Consider the following 21,375-nt stretch of genomic DNA (forward strand, 5'->3'; position numbering starts at 1 on the left):
CTGGTTCAACCAGTATTGAGGAAACCGATATGCCACAATACAAAGCGCCTTTACGTGATATGCAATTTGTGTTGCATGAATTATTAAATGCTGAACAACACTATGCAAATCTCCCTGCATTCCAAGAAAACGTAAGCCGTGAGCTAGTAGATCAGTACTTAGAAGCTGCGGCCGACTTCTGTGAAAACGAATTGTCTCCGATCAACCAGACCGGTGACCGTGAAGGTTGTACCTGGAATGACGGCGTTGTCACGACTCCGACTGGCTTTAAAGAAGCGTACCAAAAATACATCGAACTTGGCTTTCCATCGCTGTCTGCTGAAGAACAATATGGCGGTCAAGCTCTACCTGTTTCTCTAGGAAACGTGATTTCAGAAATGATAGGTACAGCAAACTGGGCATGGGGCATGTACCCAGGTCTTTCTCATGGTGCCGTACGTACTTTAGAACATCACGGTTCAGATGAACAAAAAGACGCTTACCTGCCTAAACTGGTTTCAGGTGAATGGACGGGTACCATGTGTTTAACCGAATCACATGCAGGTTCTGATTTAGGTATTATTCGCACCAAGGCCGAACCTCAGGCCGACGGTAGTTATGCCATCACTGGCGAGAAAATTTTTATCTCTGCTGGCGAACATGACATGGCAGAAAACATCGTGCACATTGTATTGGCACGTTTGCCAGGTGCACCTAAAGGCACCAAAGGTATTTCTTTATTTATCGTACCGAAGTTCAATGTAAATGCAGATGGCTCTTTAGGAGAGCGTAACGCAGTTCGTTGTGGTTCTATCGAACATAAAATGGGAATTCATGGTAACGCCACCTGTGTGCTAAACTTTCAAAACGCGAAAGGTTTTCTGATTGGACCTGAAAACCGCGGCCTGAACTGCATGTTCACGTTCATGAACACAGCACGTATCGGTACAGCAGTTCAAGGTCTTGCAGCATCTGAAGGTTCATTCCAAGGCGCGCTTGCATACGCAAAAGATCGTCTGGCAATGCGCTCTCTTTCTGGCCCGAAAGTACCTGAAAAAGAAGCAGATCCAATCATTGTGCATCCTGCGGTACGCAACATGCTGTTGACGCAAAAAGCATTTGCAGAAGGTGGTCGCGCGCTAGTGTATCTATTGTGTCTACATGCAGATATCGTTGAACAAGCGGCAACAGAAGAGGAACGTAAAGCTTCTGACAACATCTTATCGCTCCTAACTCCAATCGCAAAAGCGTTCTTAACCGAAACAGGTTCAGAGTCTGCAAAACATGGCGTTCAAGTGTTAGGTGGGCATGGTTTTATTTCTGAATATGGTATGGAGCAAATTGTACGTGATACACGCATCTCTACTATTTATGAAGGAACAACCGAGATCCAATCACTTGACTTGTTAGGCCGTAAAGTATTGGGTACGCAAGGTGCAATGTTGAAAGACTTCACTAAGATCATCCATAAATTTGCTGAAGCGCACAAAGACAATGCTGCAATGAAAGAATTCATTGAACCATTGGCTGCCTTGAACAAAGAATGGGGCGACCTGACTATGCAAATTGGTATGCGTGCAATGCAAAACCCTGAAGAAGTCGGTGCGGCTGCAGTGGATTACCTGTACTTCTCTGGTTATGTCACTCTAGCTTACCTATGGGCACGTATGGCATTGGTTGCTCAGGAGCAACTGGCTGCGGGCACCACTGAGGTTGATTTCTACAATGCCAAAGTGACGACAGCACGCTTCTACTTCAAGAAAATCCTGCCACGCGTTCGTTCACACGTTGAAGTGATTGCGACAGGTGTAGAGCCATTGATGAACCTGGATGCGGAACACTTTGCATTCTAAGTTAGTCTCAGACTAGCTACATTTCAGAAAAAGGACGGTCAATCAACAGGCAGTCCTTTTTCTTTATAAAGAGTTACAGAATTAACCTTTAGTCGTCTAACATTCAGATTTTGAGTGTTTTAGACTGATTAAAACTCATTTAATCAAACAATAAACAGGTGACACACCATGCCAATTTATAACGCGCCACTTGCCGATATGAAATTCATCCTGAACGATGTCTTCAATGCAGAACAATTCTGGCAGGCCAATGAAAATCTAGCGCATCTGGATGCTGCGACAGCAGAAGCGATTCTTGAAGAAATGGCAAAATTTTCTCAAAACGTCATGCTTCCTCTGAACCGTACCGGCGATGAAGAAGGCGCAAAAATTGAAAATGGTAATGTGACCACACCTGCTGGCTTTAAAGAAGCGTTCAAACAATATGCAGAAGGTGGCTGGATTGGTCTGGGCGCAGATATGGAATGGGGCGGCCAGGAAATGCCGAAAATGCTAACGGTACTTTCTGATGAAATGCTGTTCGCGACCAACCCATCTTTCATGCTCTATCCACTGCTTTCTGTTGGTGCAGGCATGGCGCTGAACAGCTACGCTTCACAAGCACAAAAAGAAACCTATTTACCTAAAATTTATTCAGGTGAATGGTCAGGCACGATGTGCTTAACCGAGCCACATGCCGGTACTGATCTGGGTATTATCAAGACCAAAGCTGAACGTAACGAAGACGGCACTTATAGCATCAGCGGCACCAAGATTTTCATCACGGGTGGTGATCATGACCTGGCGGAAAATATTATTCACCTCGTTCTAGCGAAAACCCCAGATGCGCCTGCCGGCTCTCGTGGTATTTCCCTGTTCATCGTACCGAAATTCTTGGTGAATGAAGATGGTTCTATTGGCGAACGTAACCCGGTCGGCCCAGGTTCAATCGAACACAAGATGGGGATCAAGGCATCTGCGACTTGTGTAATGAACTTTGACGGTGCCAAAGGTTACCTGGTTGGTAAAGAAAACGAAGGTCTGGCTGCGATGTTCGTGATGATGAACTACGAACGTCTGTCGATGGGTATCCAAGGCCTAGGTGCTTCTGAATTCGCTTATCAAAACGCTGCGCAATATGCGACAGACCGTTTACAGGGTCGCAGCGCGGCTGGCGTTCAATCACCAAACAAACCTGCGGACAGTATTCTAGTGCATGGTGATGTACGCCGTATGCTGCTGAATGTACGTGCCAATAATGAAGCTTCACGTGCATTCGCCGTGTATGTAGGTCAACAGTTGGATATCACCAAATTCTCGACTGATCCTGAAGCGGTGAAAAAAGCCAATGACCGTGTTGCGCTATTAACACCAATCGCGAAAGCGTATTTAACGGATACCGCATTCCAAGCGACATTAGATGCACAAATGGTCTTCGGTGGTCATGGCTATATCCGTGAATGGGGCTTGGAGCAATGTATCCGTGACCTGCGTATTTCCCAGATCTATGAAGGCACCAACGGCGTACAGTCACAAGATTTGATCGGCCGTAAAACCATTAAATGTGGCGGCGAATATATCTCTGAATATATCTCTGAAATCCGTGACTTTGCCAATAGTCTGGATGCAGACCTGAACTTCATTAAAGATGCCACACTGGATGCAGCGACTGAAGTTGAATCAGTGACTCAGTATATTCTGGAAGCAGCAAGAGAAAGTCATGACTTTCCGAATGCGACCGCAGTCGACTATCTGCACGCTGTAGGTCTGTTGAGTTTCTCTTATATGTTTGCGCGCATTGCCAATGCAGCGAAAAATAAAGAGGGTGATTTCTATCAGAACAAACTCGCTTTGGCACGTTATTTTGTGCAACGCATTCTGCCTGAACTGGCATTACGCATTACTAAAGTGAAATCAGGTTCTGACGTCATCATGAACTTCTCTGAAGATTATTTCACGACTCAAGCTTAAGCTGAAAATCTGCAATAAAAACGCCTGCATCAGCAGGCGTTTTTTATGAAAATGCAACAATTAAACTTTTTGAATTAGCAAGGTATCCGTCTGATTATTGCTTTTCGGATTCGAATGTTTATTCACAATTTTGATATTCCCCTCTGACTCTAAAGACTCGCAGAGCTCCACCACCTTTTGCATATCTTCAGCCTTAATGCCTACGCCGAGGATTAATTTTTTTCCGGCTTCTAATTGGCTAATTTTTGTTTGAATTTTATCTAACACTTTTTTCTCCTATTTATTCAATGTTACCACCCATACAATATAGCAATTTAGTCTAAAAAAAGCGCAAAAGTTCAAATAATTTAATCTTTATTTTTCATTCAATCATTCTGTGCATGATCTTTGCACGTTATTCTGCAACTATCTTTATTTCACATGAAAAATCAGGAGGATAATATGTCTAAATCACGTCCGAAAATTGAAAAATTTGAAGCTCTCCTCGACCGTCTTGGCAATCTTGCTGTAGAAAGCTTTCATTATATTGCGCTGTTTATTATTGGCTGTATGGTGATCTGGTCCGCTGGCCATACCGTCATTGACATTCTGACCGTGAAACAGTTCGCCACCATTGACGACATTCTTCTGTTGTTTATTTATCTGGAACTTGGTGCCATGGTCGGCATCTATTTCAAAACCAACCATATGCCAGTACGTTTCCTGATTTATATTGCCATTACTGCACTGACCCGTTTGCTGATTGCAGATATTCAACACACGCATAAAGCCAGCATGGATCTGGTGATTATTACTGGTTCGATTCTGATTCTGGCCTTTGCGATATTAGTGGTGCGCTATGCCTCATGGACTTATCCATCCGTGATTCGTGACAAACATAGTGAAAAGCCATTACCCCTTGGCAAAACACCGCGTCCAGAAGATGATGAATTGGCATAGTCTTTTAAGCCCTCTTTTTTTTGCACTTCAGCTTAAAGTAATACTTAAGCCTCGTTTAGGGTTTTGGGAGATTTATCTCAAGCAATCTCTCCCTTGCGTAGCAGTGCTACTCATCTCCTCACAGGAGAGGGAACTATTTTGGTCTTTTTGAGTTATTGACGTTTATAACTGAATTATCCGTTCAGAGTTTAGAGCAGTTTAACGATTCGGCACCAGCACATAGCGTCCGTTTTCATAAATCCAGTAGCTGCCACGCGGTGGTGCTGGTAACCCTAAACGCTGCCAATCGGTAATTACCGTATATCTCGAACTTTCAATCCGGGCAACATTCGGATCACCATTGACCCAGCTATAACTATTCGAATTTTGATAAATAGTGGTCGGTGCCTGATACTGAATGTTTAATCCACTTTGACTCTGTGCAGGTGGATAGCCCCAATATGGTGGTCGTTGCGGGTAATGTGGTCTTGGTGGCAGCGGACGTTGCGGATAATGCTGCCGTGGTGGATCATAAGATCGTGGTGCGCTGCGATACTTCGGTACAGATCGGTCTACACCACCATAACCCACCCAAGCATTGCCAGCCATACTTTGTGTAGAAGCTCCCAATAGCAATGCAGCGAATATTGCACTCAAGAATACTATTTTCATCTGCGCTTCCTGTTAATACCTTGTCTATATTTTAAACAAAATAGATGCAGAAAATATGGATAAGGCTGCTGAGCCTGCAATTTTTTGTAATGCGCTTGCCTATTTTCAATCTAGCGGGCTCATCGGCATCCTGTGGCTTTATGCTAAAATCACTTTTTTAATGTTTCGAGTTGAATACTGTGTCTGATTTAAATTTCGATCGTTTGCATGAATATTTTTCTAAAGTGCCGAGTGTTCAGAAAGAACGGATTGATAGCTATGGTTCAGATGGCAAGCAGGCATGGTGGTTTAAATTTCAGATCAATGTAGATCATCCGCTGGCTTGGCAAACTGTGCAAGAACTAGGTCATGTCCTGAACTATATTTCTAAAAATGAACGTCTTCCAACTCAGTTCCTTCCAGTTTCTCCACCGCCATATATGAATGGTATAGCCAAAGATTTCCTGTCTTGGGTGATCCAGTGTAATCACGCAGATTTCCCGCCAGATGTGGTTTGTGACTGGTTAGAAGCGCGTTTGCCAAATCCGGTCGATGATGAAGCGCAATGGAAAATTAAAACCGATATTTCTGAGCTGGATCAATTAACGGATAAAGAGCTGGATCAGCTGGTTCCGCCAAATCCAGAATCAAAAAGCTGATAATAAAAAATCTTCCTAAATCCCTCTTTTTTTAAAGAGGGACTTTCCTCCCTTTTTTAAAAGGGAGGTCAGGAGGGATTTAAAATCAAAACGTCGACCAGCCACTCCATTCCATAAAACGATACAGCCAATATTTAAAGAACGAGTTTTCTGCATATTGAGTGTAATCTACGCTCATCGAACGACCATTCAGATTTGACCATGCACCGTCAAAATATTGCTGGGCATCCTTGAACACTTCGGCCTGAGGCTGCCCCAGCACGCGCATATTGGTTTCCAGATTATAGTTTTTCAGATTCCGTACGGTAAAATTAGCCGAGCCTAAAATCATTTCAGCTTGCTGAGCATTGCGCTTCATCAGTATTTTGCTATGACATTGCTCACCCTGAGTACGGCACCAGCGCACATCAATACCTGCTTTATGCAGTTCCCAAGCCACTTGCCGGTTTGGAATTCCGTTTTTCTCACGGCCAAAAGCATCTTTATTTGGATCGAGTAAAACCCGGACTTTGACACCACGCTCATGTGCCGCGATCAGGCTTTTAATAATTTTGCGCTCAGACAGATAAAACATCGCCAGATCAATCTGCTCATTGGCTTTGGCGGTCTGAATGAGATTCAAAATCGCATCATAAATAGCTTTTTCAGTTAGCACCTGAACTTGTGGCTGGCTGCTGTCTGCCTGAAAATCCCCGGCGACAATGGCAGGCATATTGGCTTGTGACATCATGCCGACAGATTGCTCGGTTTTCAGGATATCCACAGCGGTGCTACCCCAGACCAATAAACCGATATTGGAATGGCGTGAACTGCCATCATGCGGATTCATGGATGTGACCAGTGCTTTCCAGCCCTGATCGGTATCTACCACCATGGTTTTACGATGATTGGCTTTAAAGTTAAACAGCTCAAAATAACTGCGCAGGGTAATTTTTTCTGTTCCAAATGGATTCGGCAACCAGCCCTTTTCCGGATTATTGCCAATGCCCTGGCAACAGATATACCAGAAGCCCGACCAGCCTGGATTGGAAGCCCGCAATGGCGTCAGATTGGTTTCAATCACATCAACACCGTGCTGACGTAGGGCTCGATACTGCTCGGATCGAATTCCGCCATAGACCGAATTGATCGGATCGGTAATAAATTTGATTTCTACCTCAGGTTGCAGCAGACGTTTACTGATTAAAGCATCCGTCAGTTGTTGACTTAATGCCTGATGTTCCTGCGTAGATGCCCCCGTTTGCTGATTAAATAAAAACATATCCAGCACGATCAGCGATTTGGCTTCTTCAATCATATGCAGCATTTCATTAAAAATGCGATGATCTAGATGCTGTTTTCCTTCGGCATCCAGATAAGTCTGATCAGCCAGAAATTTGACTTCGGCATGACGCATTTTGCCTGTGTAATTCAGACCTTCCGGCAAAGGCTTATAAGTGTGGTAGATCGCTGAAGCCAGATAACCCACGGCCAGCATACTAATGATCAAAGTCGCATAACGGCGATTCGACCAGTTCAATTTATTGTGAATTCGTTGAAAGATACGCATAAGATAAAACCTAACCCAATATACTCAGGCTAGGTTTTATCTTATGATTTTTCAAGTAGATTTCAGTGAGATCTAGATGATTTGGTCAATTATTTCAGTAGACCTGTTAGAAATCATATTGCACGCCGACAGTAAAGTTGCGACCCACCTGCGGAATATTCGACAGGAAGGAAGTATGTGAATACACCTGATCATCAAGCAGGTTGTTGGCCTTGAAATAAACCCTATAAGCATTGTTATCTGCAAGGCTATTGGCATAGCTTAAGCCCACATTCACCATATTGTAGCCTTGGGTTTCATCTTCATAGCTGGCGATTTTGTCCTGATTAAAGACATGATAATACTCAGCCAAACCTGACCAGCCATCGGCAAAGTCTGCTTCGACTTTGGTGCCTAAGCGACCTGCAGGTACCCGTGGTGCATTTTCGCCTTCAATCTTGCCACGCACATAATCCCCAAAGACGCTGAGCTTATACATATCATTGATCTGATAACCGGCTTGTGCTTCTGTACCATAGAATCTAGCTTTGTCTTGGGTATATTGCACGCCACGTAAATTACCTTTCTGCGCTACCGTTTCGCCATAGATATAATCATCAAACCAGTTGTGATAGACATGCACATGGTAATCCAGTTTATCCCCTTCATAATGCAGACCTAACTCGAGATTATTTGAAGTTTCTTTATCGAGATCAGGATTACCTAGTTCATAGGTATTGGTCGCAAAATGCAAGCCATCAGCATAGAGTTCTTGAGCTAAAGGCAAACGCTGCTGATGTGATCCCACTACAGAAAGTTTGTAGTTCGGTGCAAATTCCCAGTTGGCAGCAGCGGATGCAGAGACACCAGTCCCCGAATAATCTTTCTGATCCGAATCTACTTTCACTTTTTGATGATCGACACGCGCACCAAGTTCAACATGCACATCGCCAAGTTGCTTATGCTCTAAAGCAAAAAGACTGAATTTGTCAGTTTTTGTGTCCGGCATCACGACACCTGAACCATGAACATGATGTTCTTCATCGTCCTCATCGCCATCTTCATGATGGTCATGCTCTGATGCGGCAAGATTAATTTTTTGCTGTGAAATCTGGGTTCCAATCACCCCTTCCCAGCCTGCAACTGGCACATGCACCAACTCTAAACGGCCGTCATAACCTTTGCTTTTAAAGTTACTAATGACTTCACTTTCTTCAAGTTCATTGTGTTCATAATCGGTAATGCTGGCATGTGCACGTAGTTTTTCAACACCGGCAAAAGGCTGTTCCAGTTCGGTGCGTACTTCATAGCGTTCAGATTTTAAATCTACCCATGGTCCACCATGCTCTTCATGGGCTGGTGCATCTGGGTCAGGTGTTGGACAACCATGAAAATGATCACCATGTAAAACACAACCATGATATTCATGACTATGCCCTGGCAAGCCATACTGATCCTGACGGTTGCTATAAGACAGACCGACAAAACCACGATCATGAATCCATGATCCGCCAATATTGACTGTTTGCCCTTCAGCAAAAGTATTGCCCACACGACGTTCTTTTTCTAATTCGTCATCATGCTCATGAAAATAATCCGGTGCAATATAATCATTCGCTTTACGTTTTGAGCCTTCAATACGTAAGGCAAAATTCTCACCAATCCCTGCAGTTACACCTGCATTTGCGAGTTTTTCGTCACTGCCTGAGTTATAACGTACGCCAACTGAACCTTCCAAACCATCTTCAGGCATTTGGGTTGGAATTTTTTGATCAGTGACATTCACCAAACCACCGACTGTACCAGCACCATAAAGCAACGTAGATGGACCACGAATCACTTCGACCTGTTTCGCCAGAATCGGATCAACGGTTACTGCATGGTCAGGAGATAAAGTGGATACATCCGCTGTTTCAGAAGCATGCTGCAACACTTTCACACGTGGACCATCTTGACCCCGAATCACAGGACGACTCGAGCCTGAACCATATTGATTAGAATAAACACCAAGCTCATCTGCCAAGGCATCACCAATGGTGGTGGCGCGTTCAGACAGTGCTTTCTGATCCACGACATGATCTGCAACCGCAAAATCTGCCGCAGTCTGCACCAATGGATGAGCTTGCACCTGAATCGTGTCCAGGGTCTGTACCGGGATAGAAGATGAGGATTGCTCTGCAAATACTGTAGGCGCAACTACAGCAAAAATTGACAATGTTATTAGATTCTTAGGGAAGGACATGACCGAAGCTCAAATTCAGTAATCTGGGTGAATGTTATAATATAACATTTCATTATTTTTGCAATCCTTTACGATAATGAGCTGAATATTTTATTAGAATGTCTTTCTAATATTTTTTATTACATTAAAAACACTATTTTTATGCCCTTTACCTTATCGCATGCTGTGCTTGCTCCACCTATTTCATATTTGACTGGGAATAGACTCCCTGTTGCTGCGCTGGCCATTGGCAGCATGGTTCCAGATCTTTATCGTCTGTTTACTCATACTAATTCTAATATTACCCATTTATGGTCTTCGCTGATTCATCCAGATCTCTGGATCGGTCTGGCTTTTTGTGCGGTCTGGTACCTGATTTACCGGCCCGTGATTTACCGTTGCATCGGTATTCAGCATGATTTAAAGATTCACAATATCCTTTCAGCACTAAAATTTATCCTGGTAATGTGTCTGGCACTGATCGTCGGTACAGCTACCCATTTAATCTGGGATGGACTGACCCACGTCGATTTTCGAACTTTTGCCTTTCATGACGTCTTAGCCCAACATTTTCAGTTGTTTGGACAAAGTTATCCGCTGCACCGGATTTTACAGATTGGCACCTCAGTGATTGTCTTGCCTCTTATCCTGTGGATGAGCCTGCATTACTATAAAACTCATCAGCAATATCTTGCAGTCAGTGTGAAAATCAAATCCTTTGCCTGGGGCTTATTGCTCTTTTCTATATTTACCGGCCTATTTTCTGTCTGGGATTATGCGCGCTATATTTCTACGGAAGTCTGGCAATCAGACCTCTATTATTTTACTGGTCGCTCGATCAATGAATTTAGCCAAGGCTTTCTGATCACCTTCAGTCTGGGCTGTTTACTGTTTTTATTTTTAGACAGAGAGCACAGGATGGATTAAACAAAGCACTGGCTTTGCGCCTATTCACTTTAAAATGATATTGTTTTTGACCCAAGTTCTTGTGACAACATGCCCAAAGAGGCATAATCCTACCTTTACTCAAAGCGGTACGCTGTTTACGTATTCGCTGACCTTAACCCATATAGTTGGATTTCTAACGCTATGATGCGAACTCATTACTGCGGTTCTTTAACCGAAGCTCAAATTGACCAAACCGTAACATTATGCGGTTGGGTACACCGTCGCCGTGACCACGGGGGTGTAATCTTCCTTGACATGCGTGACCGTGATGGTCTTGTTCAAGTGGTTATTGACCCAGATACTCCTGAAGCATTCGCAACTGCTGATAAAGTACGTTCAGAATTTGTATTAAAAATTACAGGCCGTGTGCGTCGCCGTTATGAAGGCACAGAAAATGCCAATATGGTGAGCGGTCAAATCGAAGTTCTTGGTAAAGAAATTGAAGTTCTTGCTCAGTCTGAAACTCCGCCATTCCCTTTAAATGACGAAAACACCAATATTTCTGAAGAAATTCGTTTGAAATATCGTTTCCTGGACATCCGTCGTCCAGAAATGCTAGATCGTTTACGTTTCCGTTCTAAATTGACCAACCTGATTCGTAACTACTTCGAAGACAATGGTTTCCTAGACGTTGAAACACCAATTTTGACACGTGCAACACCTGAAGGCGCGCGTGACTATTTAGTGCCTAGCCGTGTATCTAACGGTAGCTTCTACGCACTTCCACAGTCTCCACAGCTGTTCAAACAGTTGTTGATGGTGGGTGGTATCGATCGTTACTACCAAATCGCGAAATGTTTCCGTGATGAAGACTTGCGTGCGGATCGTCAGCCAGAATTCACCCAAATCGACGTTGAAACATCGTTCATGAGTGACGATGACATCATGGATTTAATGGAAACTTTAACCGTGAAGATGTTCAAAGAACTTCTAAACGTAGAGTTTGATAAATTCCCACGCATGACATACAACGATGCAATGCGTGACTATGCGTCTGACAAACCAGATATGCGTATTCCGTTGAAACTGGTTGACGTTGCAGACTTGATGCAAGACGTTGAGTTCAAAGTATTCGCAGGTCCTGCAAAAGATCCTAAAGGCCGTATCGTTGCGCTTCGCGTACCGGGTGCGGGTTCACTTCCACGTAGCGCGATTGATGAATACACCAAATTTGTAGGCATCTACGGTGCACGCGGTTTGGCTTACATCAAAGTCAACGAACTTGAAAAAGGTATCGAAGGTCTTCAATCTCCAATCGTGAAATTCATCGAGCCAATCGTGCTTGATCTATTGAAACGTGTTGGCGCTGAAAATGGCGACATCGTATTCTTCGGTGCAGACAAAGCGAAAGTTGTTAACGATGCCATGGGCGCGCTTCGTGTGAAGATCGGTCATGACCTTAAATTATCAACTTGTGAGTGGGCGCCACTTTGGGTTGTTGATTTCCCAATGTTCGAAGAAACTGATGATGGCAAATGGACCTCTGTTCACCACCCATTCACGCTACCAAAATCAAGCGTTGAAGAAGTGAAGAACAACCCAGGTGCAGCATTATCTGTTGCTTACGATATGGTATTGAACGGTACTGAAATCGGTGGTGGTTCACTGCGTATTCATAACCTTGAAATGCAAAAAGCGATCTTTGAAGCATTAGGTATTGGCGAAGAAGAAGCAGAAGAGAAATTCAGCTTCTTATTAAATGCATTACGTTACGGTGCTCCTCCGCATGGTGGTTTGGCATTTGGTCTTGACCGTCTGGTGATGCTCATGACTGGTGGTGCTTCTATTCGTGACGTCATTGCATTCCCGAAAACCAAGACTGCTGAATGTCCATTAACGCAAGCACCTGCTCCAGTTGAATCAAATCAACTGCGTGACCTTGGTATTCGCTTACGTGAAAAACCAAAAGCTGAATCTCAAGAATAATTCTTGAAGTATTAAGTGAAAAAGCTCTGCCTCGTGCGGGGCTTTTTTTGTAAGATTGAGTCGTATCTGGAACAGTGGCATAATAGCCACAGTTTTTAATCTAAGGTAATTAGCAATGGCTATGCGTCCTGCAGTTCGTAATCGCAGCATTATGCTTATTGTATTTTCAGTGGTTCAATGGCTGTTCATGCGCTATATCCTTGCCAACAATCTGTTCAACCTCGATACCAATGATCGTATTGTGTATTTTTGCCTGAGCAGTATTTTAGGTGCCCTGCTGATTTTTGTAGGTTTGATTTATATGGTGCTGAAGGGCAATCCGGACAAAGACCTATAATCTGACCATCTGGATACCATGTACACCCTACTCAAAAATTTCTCCAAGCTTCCACTAAGATTCATTCAAAATCTTGCGCAACTGGCTGGATCTCTTTTGTATCTCAGCCATTCTTCTGCACGCCGAGTGACCGAGATTAACTTGGCCTCTGCCTATCCTGAACTTTCGGAAGCTGAACGGGCTGATTTGACCAAAAGCAGCCTGAAAAGTCAGTGCATGACGTATGCAGAATCAGTCAAGATTTGGGGATCATCACCAGACTATGCGCTGTCTTTGATTCAAGATGTGCAGGGCGAAGATATTTTCCTGAAAGCTTTGCAAAATCCTCATGGCTGCTTGGCAGTGGTGCCTCATTTTGGTACGTGGGAGCTTTTAAATGTCTGGGTAAATCAGCACACCTCCCCTGTAATTATGTACAAGCCCAGTAAGAATCAGGATATTGACCGTTTTATGCTTGAAGCTCGGCAACGCCTGAATGCCACACTGGTTCCTACAGATGATTCTGGTGTACGTGCTTTATTTAAGCATTTAAAACAGGGTGGTTTTTCTGCAATATTGCCGGATCATGTACCTAAAGAAAGTGGTGGTATCTACTCACTTTTCTACAATCAAAATGCGCTATCTTCTACCTTACTTTCCAAACTGGCAGCCAAAACACAATGTTCAGTAGTTGGGCTTAGTTGTTTAAGACGTGAAGATTTTTCCGGCTATGATATTTACGTGACTAAATTATCAAATGATATTTTATCTAAAGATTTACAATTGTCGGTTGATACCTTAAATAAAGAAATGGAGCGCATGATTAATGTCGCTCCGGAACAGTATTTGTGGGGGTATAAAAGGTTTAGGAAAATAATTGATGAAAGTAATATTTATCAATAAATTTTAATTATTCAATTAAATCACTTAAAGTTAACTTAATATCAATTCCTAACTTTGTTGTTCGTGCATTAACTTCATTATGTCGTTTAACAATCTTTTTAGTACTTTTTGACAGTAGAGAAGAACGCATTATCCATTGATAAATTGAATTTCTTTGCTCATATTTCTGTATCCAACGCTTATCTCTACTTGCTTGTAATTGTTCAATACTAGGTTGAATCTTATCCCCATATAAATTACGAGATGTATCAAAAATAAATGTATAGTTTGGTGGTAGCTTTTTTAATGTAATAAGGCCTGCATCATGCCACTCATCAACCAAGTTTTGTAAAATAATCTGATCCCAAATAGTTGGATTTTGCAACATACGCTTCTCCCATTCATCCATCAGAGAATGTGCATTTTTAGTGTCATTTATAAAAATAGTACTACTAATTAAACGCTTATTATCTATGTAATGTACTGCAATATCTTCTTCAATTGCATTGAAGTATGGCCGGATATCCTCAAGAATTATAGCATCAGCATCAACAAATAAAAGTGGGCCATGAGTTTCACGACGCATTTGCGAAATAAACACAGGCTTAAATGCAATAATGGTTTGCCAGTCATCTTTTGAAAATTGCTTTAATAGAATATGAATATTAAATTTTTTTGCTGATTCAGCTAAAATTTGAGCATGCTTCGTATATAGTTTATCATCTGTATGAAAACCAAAAACTGTCAACATTAAGAATCCTTTTAATTTTCTACCAATTTAAGTTTAAAATCATAGATAAAAGTGTGATAAAAAACTATAATTTTAAATTTTTTTCGTAATTATATAACAATATAATACACATAAGTTATTGTAATTTATTTAAAAACCAAAGAAGTCATTGAAATAAATTCGATTATTTTATTTAAGTTTTAATTATAATAGAATAAATAAAAAAACATAGTAAATCTTATGTAGTCTTTGTTTTTATATAGTCTTTGTTTTAATATACATTATCATATCACAAAATAATTGATAAAAATGAGTCTCAAAACAATCAAAATTTTTATAGGCTGTGACCCAAACAACTGTGATTTAGAACAAATGATGGTTTTAGACTACAGCATTAAAAAACATACCCAGCAGCCTGTAGAAATTATTTGGATGCAACTTTCGCGTGATCCTTCTAGCTATTGGTATTCTGATCCGAAATCGAATCAAGGATGGAGAACAGAAAACTGGGCGACACCTTTTTCCGGATTTCGGTGGGCTATTCCAGAGTATTGTCAATTTCAAGGTAAAGCCATTTACATGGATACAGATGTCATTGTACTCGATGATCTTGCACTACTCTGGGAACATCCTATTGAAGCCAATGCTATTGTGGCAGCCAAGGGGGGGGGAAGCTCAGCCCGTTTATGCACTTGTGTCTGGGATTGTGAAAAGGCCAAACATTTTCTTCCTAGAATTGAGGAATTAAAAAGTAACCCTGCCAGTCATCAAAGTCTGATGAGACAAATTCAAAAAGAACCGTCATTGGTTCAAGCTTATAATGATCATTTTAATTGCATCGATGGTGAAAATCTAAGTATCAACGAGATTAAAATTTTGCATTATTCCGATATGGGCACCCAGTTTAGTCACAAATATTCAATTCCTCGTCTTCAACACAATAATTCAACACATTGGTTTGATGGCGAAATTATTCCTCACCCCCGAGCGGACCTGACAACACTTTTTGACCAATACTATCACGAAGCCCTTTCTGCCGGATACCAACTTGAGGACTATACAATTACACCCTACGGAAAATTTCACAAAGCATCTCAAAAAAAATACTCGGGCAATAACATTACTCGGTCAGAAACATCCCAGCCTTGGTTTAAGAGGCTCCTGAGCAAGTTTAAAACCAAGCGTGATTCATTTAATTTAGATCATTAACCCTCTAAGCAACTGAATCATCTTATCAATTAGATTATTCTCAAATAAACTTGATATAACTCATAGAAATAAGCTATGAAAGAGACAAGAATATGTGTGGTTTAATTTTCAACCATTTCGTTCGAAATTTGACAAAATATACCTATAAACTTTTAAAACCGAGTACTTACAAACACAACAGACGCTATTGGCCTTTTTACCGTGTGGTTCGTAATGCATCGGGTCAAATTGATCAAGTTTTTTTTAGGAATACCTTAATTGCAGACCATACGCTTAACTTAAAGAATAAACATTCAAAATGTATGCTGATCGCAACAGGACCATCGATTAAAAAGATTCCTGATAAATTTTTTAAATATGAGAAACTGGACTATATTGGCGTCAATGGAGCAATCGCTTTGAATGAGGTCACTTTTCAACACTATGTCATTATTGATCATGATTTTGTACAAAATCGTTTTGATCTCGTTGAGCGGGTTTTAGACACAGCATGCAATTTTTTCACCACCGCACGTTGCTTAGACTATATTCTAAGAAAAGTAAAAATCGAACAGATTCGTTGCCAATTTAAAATTATTGAAATCACGAGTAACTGTAAAAATGAACTTTTTATGGGAAACACTATTCATGTTGATGAAAAAGTTAAGAGTAATTACTTCTACAATGGTTTTGGCTTTTCTACACACATGTATGACACAGTATTTGACTACTATACCGTGGCTTATACCGCATTACAGATTATGTCAGGATTAAATTACCAACATATCTATATTGCAGGTGTGGATATGAATAACTTCGACCTACCACGATTTTATGAAACTTTAGATGCAAAACAACCTACCTTATTAAACCAGCACACCCAATCAATCATAGCGGCATTTGAAACAGCAGCCTATTTCTTTGAAAGTCAAAAAGTGTCTGTTTATAATCTTTCACCCCATAGTCTTATCAAATCATTTAATAAATTAACGCTCGAACAAGACACCATCCTCTAAGTGGTTCAGATCATCCAACCTGATAGAGCGTTAAGATAAGGTTTTACTCTGATCATCATGGAAATCTAGCAGTGAATCTTGAAAATACATTCCTTTTTCATAAAATTCGCCTATATGTTTACGCTCTTTACCGGCAAATTTAATCAATTTAGGGTATTCACCTGAATGATGATTGATTGCCATTTCAATTAATGTTTTTTCTTTGACCCATTTATTTTTTACCTGATAGTAAAAGGCATTTTGATCACAATCAATTAAAGTAATACTAGGCAATGCTTTCAGCATAATCACCTGACACACCACATAGGAAATCAGGTACTCTAAATTACTAATCTTTTGAAATATTCTCTCATAATTTGGCACAGTACGTTTAATTTCATTGATATATGTTTTAGGGCCAACCTGCATGGCGTTCACCAACTCATCAAACCAATCTTTAAAAAACCTATTGTTAGGAGCCGTTGCTAAAAGCCAATTCTCGATGACTGGAGAATCAATATTGGTAGTGTTTTTTTTACGATAATAGGCAAAACTTTCGGTCTGATTTTGAGAAACCAACTCTTGAATCCAATCTAAATTTTCATAAACGATAATACTTGCATCTAACCAGATTCCTCCATAAACATAAAGTAATTTAAATCTGATTAAATCAGCTTTATGCTGAGGTAGATGAATATTTAAAGAATCAAAATCTATCTGTATAAATTGATCAACAGTTGTTGGTGTTAAAAAATGAACCTCATAATTTGCATTTATTAGCTTTATATTTTCTATGCATTTTTCCACAAATAATGGTACATCCCCCTCCCAATACAGCCAAATCAGCTTAGGTATTTTAACTTCTTCTGGCTTTGGATTAAGCGTAATCATATTTGCGTAATTATGAATTTTTAAATTCGTGCCTCTAATCTTGTAAAAATACATGATATAAAACTTAAGCATATAATAAGTTTTTTTAAATATTTTCATCTAAATTATTTCCAACATGCTCATTGATTTATTCCTTTAATGATAAATATTCAATTATTAAGATATTCGATGAATTTTAAGAATTTAGCAGATATTTTAGTGCATGATAACGATCACGCCACATACGCTTCTGCTTTTTAAAGCCATAGGAGCTGCTTCTATTTTCAAGTGCTTTACGAGAAATCCCCTGAGTAGCAACCGTTCCCAAAATATCACTATCGACCCCTGCTGGCTTCACTAGTGGTGGCCAAATCCCTAAACCTTTGCCATTTTGACTTAACCAAGACTGGAAGAAGATATCAACCGGCATATTTATAGTTTTGCCTACCTCAACAAAAGACTGTGCTCCCTGCCGCGACCAGATTAACCCTAAGCCACGAATTGGGAAATAAAAAGCATGCCATAGACTTATATCCCCTATTTGCGTAATATCTTTTGCTAGTTTTTTCTTTTTTGCAGCAATATTAATAAGATACCAGTTTAAATCTTGATGTTGGTGCAAATATTCAATGATGCTGTCAATTTTAATCTTAAAGTCACTATTAATTTTAAGGTCATCTTCCAGAACCACTAAATAATCTGCATCAGTGGCTAAAAATTTTTCAGCGCATCCATAATGACTTAAATAACAACCTAACTCGGAATTCATTAAACTACGACCTAATACCTTATTAGTTTGATCGTCATTATAATTTATGAATTCAGAGAGTGCTTTACCCCGACCATCATAAGCAGCAAAACGTTCAAACCTCCAGCTCACACTATTAAGCTGCTGAGTTGCTGCAGCTAGACGCTCATCACTTCCGTCTAAATTAATTAAATAAGTTACAACTTTCATGATTAACTCTTAATGCTGAATAGATAGAGGTAAATAGTTTTTAAATTTAGCAATTAAAGCAAAAGATACCTTTTCTGCTTCTTTTGGATCAAATTGATCCAAACTTTGAATACAACCAAATTTAATAGTGGTATTATTTAAGTTTTCTAAAAATAAAGATAGCAATGCTTCATTTTTTAAATAAGCAATATTAATATCATCGTATAGAACTGCTTCATTAGCCTGAATTTTTAAATGATTATTAAGTCCTACGGGTAAAAACTGAAAAGCACTTCTAAAACGATGCCTAATCTGTTGAGCTAATGTTGTAGGGTATTTTTGAAAATAATTTTGTAGTACATCACGATCCAATATATGGGGACGATGATGAATTTCATAATATTTATTAAATCCACATAATTCAGCACTAAGCATTTGAGCAATTGTATATTTAGGCTGTAAAGGTTTACCAAAATATTTATTAAGACCTTTACGTAGATTAAATTTTGCTTTAATTAAGGAGTTATTTTCCCAATGTCCATAGACTTTTATCTGGTCACCAACTAAAAAATCATCTAATTCAGATGAGGCATTAAAGAAGAAATCATCATTCAAATAAATAAAATACTTTGATAACCCTGGAATATTCCAAAGCATAGTTTCAATACTTAAAGAATTAAATGTAGGCAAGTATTGCTCATGACCAGCAAATATTGTTCTATGATCAATTATTTTTATCTGCTCAGGAGCACATAATCCCTGTTCGAAAAAATCATGAATATGTGCAGGCTGCTGTTCATCCGTAATAATATAAATTGTTCCAAAATAGGGAACATATTTAAGAATTGAAGCAATTGAAAAATAGATTTCATCATTACTAGCAAATCGAGTTTCTTCTGCTGAACCTTTTACGATATTAGTAGATTGAAACTGTTGCCTTTTAAGTCGATGCTTTACATCATTGCCATCGACCCACGCAATAACAAAATCTATTTTTTCCATAATACTTCTAATCAACAATTAGCTTGAATAAACTCTATAACTTACTGCCAAGCGTCCTTAATCCACTGCGATGGCAACACATAACGATACCATTTACCACCACCACCATTCACTGCATCTGGCGGATTAATCTCGCCATGAAAAACAATGATTTTGGCACCTTCAGGCTTCACAGGCGGCTTAAAATAAGCCATCGGAATTTTTTGCAGGCAGTGATATTTATAGCTCTTGCACCAGCTTTCTGGCCAATACGTCTGTTTACCTTCACGGTCTACATACCAAGACAAATAGGCTTGCTCATTACGGAATTTTTGACGAATTTCATCAAAATGTTCACGGAAATAAGGTAACAGACCTGGGAAAGCACCCAGTTTAAACCGATAAACCGAACTGTTACCGGTAATACGCCAAGGACGTTTCCAGTCATGAATAATCAGGAAGTCACCCGGATAGGTAAAGAACTCATCGATATTATCGACAATCACCACGTCAAGATCGAGGAAGAGTGCATTGCCTTCCAAACCATACAGATCAGGCTCAAAAGTGGACAGCTTGTTCCAGCCACGCTCAGGCGCACCTTCAGGCAATGCCAGAGGTGGAATAGGGAAACATTGTACTGCAGGATCAATGCCTTCAGTACGATCCGTCAGACAGACCATTTTAAAGTCGACTGTCGTATGTCGTTTAACCATATTGTATAAACGATTGACGTATTCCGAACCGTATTTGGTTCCCCATTTCATACAAATAACGATGTTACTCATTGCGTATGCCTAAGCTCATCTTAAAATCTTCTTGATGGTGAATATGATGACATAAGTTCGGCAGAATAAGTACATCAGTTAAAAAAAACCTCTCAAATGAGAGGTTTTTTCAATCAGTAAATTCTTAATTACTTCACATACGTTAACCAGTGTGCATATTTCGGGTCTTTGCCCTGAACTGCATCAAAATATGCTTTCTGGATTTGAGTGGTGATTGGACCACGTACACCCTCACCAATCTGACGATCATCGTATTCACGGATTGGTGTTACTTCTGCAGCAGTGCCGGTAAAGAATGCTTCATCTGCGATGTAGAACTCATCACGGGTAATACGGCGTTCAATTACGTCATAACCCAAGTCTTTAGCAATCGTAATAATCGTTTGACGGGTAATACCATCCAGCGCACCACCTGCGATATCAGGCGTATGAATCACGCCATCACGCACCAGGAATACGTTTTCGCCTGAACCTTGGCATACATAGCCTTGTGGGTCGAGCAGCATTGCTTCATCATAACCTGAATGCGCCACTTCCTGATGCGCAAGAATCGACAAGGTGTAGTTACCTGATGCTTTAGCCTTACACATGGTCACGTTCGGATGATGGTGGGTAAATGAAGACGTTTTTACGCGAATTCCCTTCGCCATCGCCTCTTCACCGAGGTAAGCACCCCAGCTCCATGCCGCAACTACGGCATGAATGGTATTGTCAGTTGCAGCGATACCGAGTTTTTCAGAACCAATAAAAATAATTGGACGTAAATAGCAAGACGCTAATTTGTTTTCACGAACAACATCAATTTGAGCCTGTTCTAATGCTGCTTGATCAAATGGAACTTTCATTTGATAAATTTTTGCAGAATTCAACAAGCGCTTCGTATGTTCTTTAAGACGGAAAATAGCCGTTCCATTCGGGGTTTCATAAGCTCGGACGCCTTCAAACACACCCATGCTGTAATGCAAAGTATGTGTTAATACGTGAGTTTTTGCCTCACGCCAGTCAACTAGTTGTCCATCTTGCCAAATGAAACCATCACGATCAGCCAAATTCATGCC

Annotated in this window: 20 protein-coding genes; 10 read left to right on the forward strand and 10 right to left on the reverse strand. The window is 40.5% G+C overall.

Features of this window, described 5'->3' with window-relative positions; genetic code table 11:
- Window positions 1-29 precede the first annotated feature (29 nt).
- Together WFH18_RS05620 and WFH18_RS05625 are read left to right on the forward strand one after the other, a co-directional pair.
- The gene (locus tag WFH18_RS05620; protein ID WP_005261860.1) at window positions 30-1,832 is read left to right on the forward strand and encodes an acyl-CoA dehydrogenase C-terminal domain-containing protein; all 1,803 of its coding nucleotides are present in this window, start codon (window positions 30-32) and stop codon (window positions 1,830-1,832) included.
- A gap of 168 nt (window positions 1,833-2,000) precedes the next feature.
- The gene (locus tag WFH18_RS05625) at window positions 2,001-3,782 is read left to right on the forward strand and encodes an acyl-CoA dehydrogenase C-terminal domain-containing protein (protein WP_005261858.1); all 1,782 of its coding nucleotides are present in this window, start codon (window positions 2,001-2,003) and stop codon (window positions 3,780-3,782) included.
- A gap of 60 nt (window positions 3,783-3,842) precedes the next feature.
- On the opposite strand, the gene WFH18_RS05630 is transcribed toward WFH18_RS05625, so the two are convergent.
- Window positions 3,843-4,049 carry a hypothetical protein gene (locus tag WFH18_RS05630; protein ID WP_005261855.1) on the reverse strand — a complete coding sequence of 69 codons (207 nt, stop codon included), beginning with the start codon at window positions 4,047-4,049 and terminating at the stop codon, window positions 3,843-3,845.
- Between the two features lie 174 nt (window positions 4,050-4,223).
- Here WFH18_RS05630 and WFH18_RS05635 point away from each other — a divergent pair, with 174 nt between their 5' ends.
- Window positions 4,224-4,721, forward strand: coding sequence for a phosphate-starvation-inducible protein PsiE (locus WFH18_RS05635; protein WP_004647497.1), 498 nt, complete (start codon window positions 4,224-4,226; stop codon window positions 4,719-4,721).
- Window positions 4,722-4,919: 198 nt separating this feature from the next.
- Here WFH18_RS05635 and WFH18_RS05640 read toward each other — a convergent pair whose 3' ends face one another.
- Window positions 4,920-5,372: an RcnB family protein gene (locus tag WFH18_RS05640; protein WP_005261853.1), complete on the reverse strand. Its 453-nt coding sequence runs from the start codon at window positions 5,370-5,372 to the stop codon at window positions 4,920-4,922.
- 179 nt (window positions 5,373-5,551) lie between these two features.
- On the opposite strand from WFH18_RS05640, the gene WFH18_RS05645 reads away from it, so the two are divergent.
- On the forward strand, window positions 5,552-6,010 hold the full coding sequence (locus WFH18_RS05645) for a hypothetical protein (protein ID WP_004732999.1): 459 nt from the start codon (window positions 5,552-5,554) through the stop codon (window positions 6,008-6,010).
- An 85-nt stretch (window positions 6,011-6,095) separates the two neighbouring features.
- Here WFH18_RS05645 and WFH18_RS05650 read toward each other — a convergent pair whose 3' ends face one another.
- Both WFH18_RS05650 and znuD read right to left on the reverse strand, forming a co-directional pair.
- Window positions 6,096-7,559, reverse strand: a complete 1,464-nt coding sequence (locus WFH18_RS05650) for a phospholipase D-like domain-containing protein (RefSeq protein WP_004733001.1) — start codon at window positions 7,557-7,559, stop codon at window positions 6,096-6,098.
- A 106-nt stretch (window positions 7,560-7,665) separates the two neighbouring features.
- Window positions 7,666-9,780, reverse strand: a complete 2,115-nt coding sequence (znuD, locus tag WFH18_RS05655; RefSeq protein WP_005103285.1) for a zinc piracy TonB-dependent receptor ZnuD — start codon at window positions 9,778-9,780, stop codon at window positions 7,666-7,668.
- A 141-nt stretch (window positions 9,781-9,921) separates the two neighbouring features.
- On the opposite strand from znuD, the gene WFH18_RS05660 reads away from it, so the two are divergent.
- The 4 genes from WFH18_RS05660 to WFH18_RS05675 all read left to right on the forward strand — a co-directional run bounded on the left by WFH18_RS05660 (window position 9,922) and on the right by WFH18_RS05675 (window position 13,852).
- Window positions 9,922-10,686: a DUF4184 family protein gene (locus tag WFH18_RS05660; RefSeq protein ID WP_005103282.1), complete on the forward strand. Its 765-nt coding sequence runs from the start codon at window positions 9,922-9,924 to the stop codon at window positions 10,684-10,686.
- Between the two features lie 162 nt (window positions 10,687-10,848).
- Window positions 10,849-12,633 carry an aspartate--tRNA ligase gene (gene aspS, locus WFH18_RS05665; RefSeq protein ID WP_005103279.1) on the forward strand — a complete coding sequence of 595 codons (1,785 nt, stop codon included), beginning with the start codon at window positions 10,849-10,851 and terminating at the stop codon, window positions 12,631-12,633.
- 115 nt (window positions 12,634-12,748) lie between these two features.
- Complete coding sequence (locus WFH18_RS05670) at window positions 12,749-12,970, forward strand: hypothetical protein (protein ID WP_004278319.1); 222 nt, start codon at window positions 12,749-12,751, stop codon at window positions 12,968-12,970.
- Window positions 12,971-12,988: 18 nt separating this feature from the next.
- Window positions 12,989-13,852 (forward strand): lysophospholipid acyltransferase family protein, encoded by an 864-nt coding sequence (locus WFH18_RS05675; protein ID WP_004782143.1) that lies wholly within the window; start codon window positions 12,989-12,991, stop codon window positions 13,850-13,852.
- Between the two features lie 7 nt (window positions 13,853-13,859).
- Here the strand turns inward: WFH18_RS05675 and WFH18_RS05680 are convergent, their stop codons facing one another.
- Window positions 13,860-14,582, reverse strand: coding sequence for a putative nucleotide-diphospho-sugar transferase (locus tag WFH18_RS05680; protein WP_004278321.1), 723 nt, complete (start codon window positions 14,580-14,582; stop codon window positions 13,860-13,862).
- Between the two features lie 288 nt (window positions 14,583-14,870).
- Between WFH18_RS05680 and WFH18_RS05685 the strand changes: the two genes are divergently transcribed.
- Complete coding sequence (locus tag WFH18_RS05685) at window positions 14,871-15,770, forward strand: glycosyltransferase (protein ID WP_004278322.1); 900 nt, start codon at window positions 14,871-14,873, stop codon at window positions 15,768-15,770.
- Window positions 15,771-15,862: 92 nt separating this feature from the next.
- On the forward strand, window positions 15,863-16,765 hold the full coding sequence (locus WFH18_RS05690) for a hypothetical protein (RefSeq protein ID WP_004782138.1): 903 nt from the start codon (window positions 15,863-15,865) through the stop codon (window positions 16,763-16,765).
- Between the two features lie 30 nt (window positions 16,766-16,795).
- On the opposite strand, the gene WFH18_RS05695 is transcribed toward WFH18_RS05690, so the two are convergent.
- From WFH18_RS05695 to WFH18_RS05715, 5 genes are all read right to left on the reverse strand, one after another.
- Entirely contained in the window at window positions 16,796-17,734 is a 939-nt protein-coding gene (locus WFH18_RS05695; RefSeq protein WP_004278324.1) for a glycosyltransferase family 32 protein, read from the reverse strand.
- 76 nt (window positions 17,735-17,810) lie between these two features.
- Window positions 17,811-18,572: a glycosyltransferase family 25 protein gene (locus WFH18_RS05700; RefSeq protein WP_004278326.1), complete on the reverse strand. Its 762-nt coding sequence runs from the start codon at window positions 18,570-18,572 to the stop codon at window positions 17,811-17,813.
- A gap of 9 nt (window positions 18,573-18,581) precedes the next feature.
- Window positions 18,582-19,553 (reverse strand): Stealth CR1 domain-containing protein, encoded by a 972-nt coding sequence (locus WFH18_RS05705; protein ID WP_004278327.1) that lies wholly within the window; start codon window positions 19,551-19,553, stop codon window positions 18,582-18,584.
- Between the two features lie 41 nt (window positions 19,554-19,594).
- Window positions 19,595-20,317, reverse strand: coding sequence for a glycosyl transferase (locus WFH18_RS05710; RefSeq protein WP_004278328.1), 723 nt, complete (start codon window positions 20,315-20,317; stop codon window positions 19,595-19,597).
- A 128-nt stretch (window positions 20,318-20,445) separates the two neighbouring features.
- Window positions 20,446-21,372, reverse strand: a complete 927-nt coding sequence (locus WFH18_RS05715; RefSeq protein WP_004278329.1) for a branched-chain amino acid transaminase — start codon at window positions 21,370-21,372, stop codon at window positions 20,446-20,448.
- Between the last annotated feature and the right edge of the window lie 3 nt (window positions 21,373-21,375).

The organism is Acinetobacter sp. USHLN143 (assembly GCF_037145695.1).
GTDB classification, from domain to species: Bacteria; Pseudomonadota; Gammaproteobacteria; order Pseudomonadales; family Moraxellaceae; genus Acinetobacter; species Acinetobacter fasciculus.

Excerpts from the sequence above, each read along its gene's own strand:
- WFH18_RS05620 (WP_005261860.1), top strand. The coding sequence starts at position 30 with ATGCCACAATACAAAGCGCCTTTACGTGATATGCAATTTGTGTTGCAT.
- WFH18_RS05625 (WP_005261858.1), top strand. The coding sequence starts at position 2,001 with ATGCCAATTTATAACGCGCCACTTGCCGATATGAAATTCATCCTGAAC.
- WFH18_RS05635 (WP_004647497.1), top strand. The coding sequence starts at position 4,224 with ATGTCTAAATCACGTCCGAAAATTGAAAAATTTGAAGCTCTCCTCGAC.
- WFH18_RS05640 (WP_005261853.1), bottom strand. The coding sequence starts at position 5,372 with ATGAAAATAGTATTCTTGAGTGCAATATTCGCTGCATTGCTATTGGGA.
- WFH18_RS05650 (WP_004733001.1), bottom strand. The coding sequence starts at position 7,559 with ATGCGTATCTTTCAACGAATTCACAATAAATTGAACTGGTCGAATCGC.
- znuD (WP_005103285.1), bottom strand. The coding sequence starts at position 9,780 with ATGTCCTTCCCTAAGAATCTAATAACATTGTCAATTTTTGCTGTAGTT.
- WFH18_RS05660 (WP_005103282.1), top strand. The coding sequence starts at position 9,922 with ATGCCCTTTACCTTATCGCATGCTGTGCTTGCTCCACCTATTTCATAT.
- aspS (WP_005103279.1), top strand. The coding sequence starts at position 10,849 with ATGATGCGAACTCATTACTGCGGTTCTTTAACCGAAGCTCAAATTGAC.
- WFH18_RS05670 (WP_004278319.1), top strand. The coding sequence starts at position 12,749 with ATGGCTATGCGTCCTGCAGTTCGTAATCGCAGCATTATGCTTATTGTA.
- WFH18_RS05675 (WP_004782143.1), top strand. The coding sequence starts at position 12,989 with ATGTACACCCTACTCAAAAATTTCTCCAAGCTTCCACTAAGATTCATT.
- WFH18_RS05680 (WP_004278321.1), bottom strand. The coding sequence starts at position 14,582 with ATGTTGACAGTTTTTGGTTTTCATACAGATGATAAACTATATACGAAG.
- WFH18_RS05685 (WP_004278322.1), top strand. The coding sequence starts at position 14,871 with ATGAGTCTCAAAACAATCAAAATTTTTATAGGCTGTGACCCAAACAAC.
- WFH18_RS05690 (WP_004782138.1), top strand. The coding sequence starts at position 15,863 with ATGTGTGGTTTAATTTTCAACCATTTCGTTCGAAATTTGACAAAATAT.
- WFH18_RS05695 (WP_004278324.1), bottom strand. The coding sequence starts at position 17,734 with ATGAAAATATTTAAAAAAACTTATTATATGCTTAAGTTTTATATCATG.
- WFH18_RS05700 (WP_004278326.1), bottom strand. The coding sequence starts at position 18,572 with ATGAAAGTTGTAACTTATTTAATTAATTTAGACGGAAGTGATGAGCGT.
- WFH18_RS05705 (WP_004278327.1), bottom strand. The coding sequence starts at position 19,553 with ATGGAAAAAATAGATTTTGTTATTGCGTGGGTCGATGGCAATGATGTA.
- WFH18_RS05710 (WP_004278328.1), bottom strand. The coding sequence starts at position 20,317 with ATGAGTAACATCGTTATTTGTATGAAATGGGGAACCAAATACGGTTCG.
- WFH18_RS05715 (WP_004278329.1), bottom strand. The coding sequence starts at position 21,372 with ATGAATTTGGCTGATCGTGATGGTTTCATTTGGCAAGATGGACAACTA.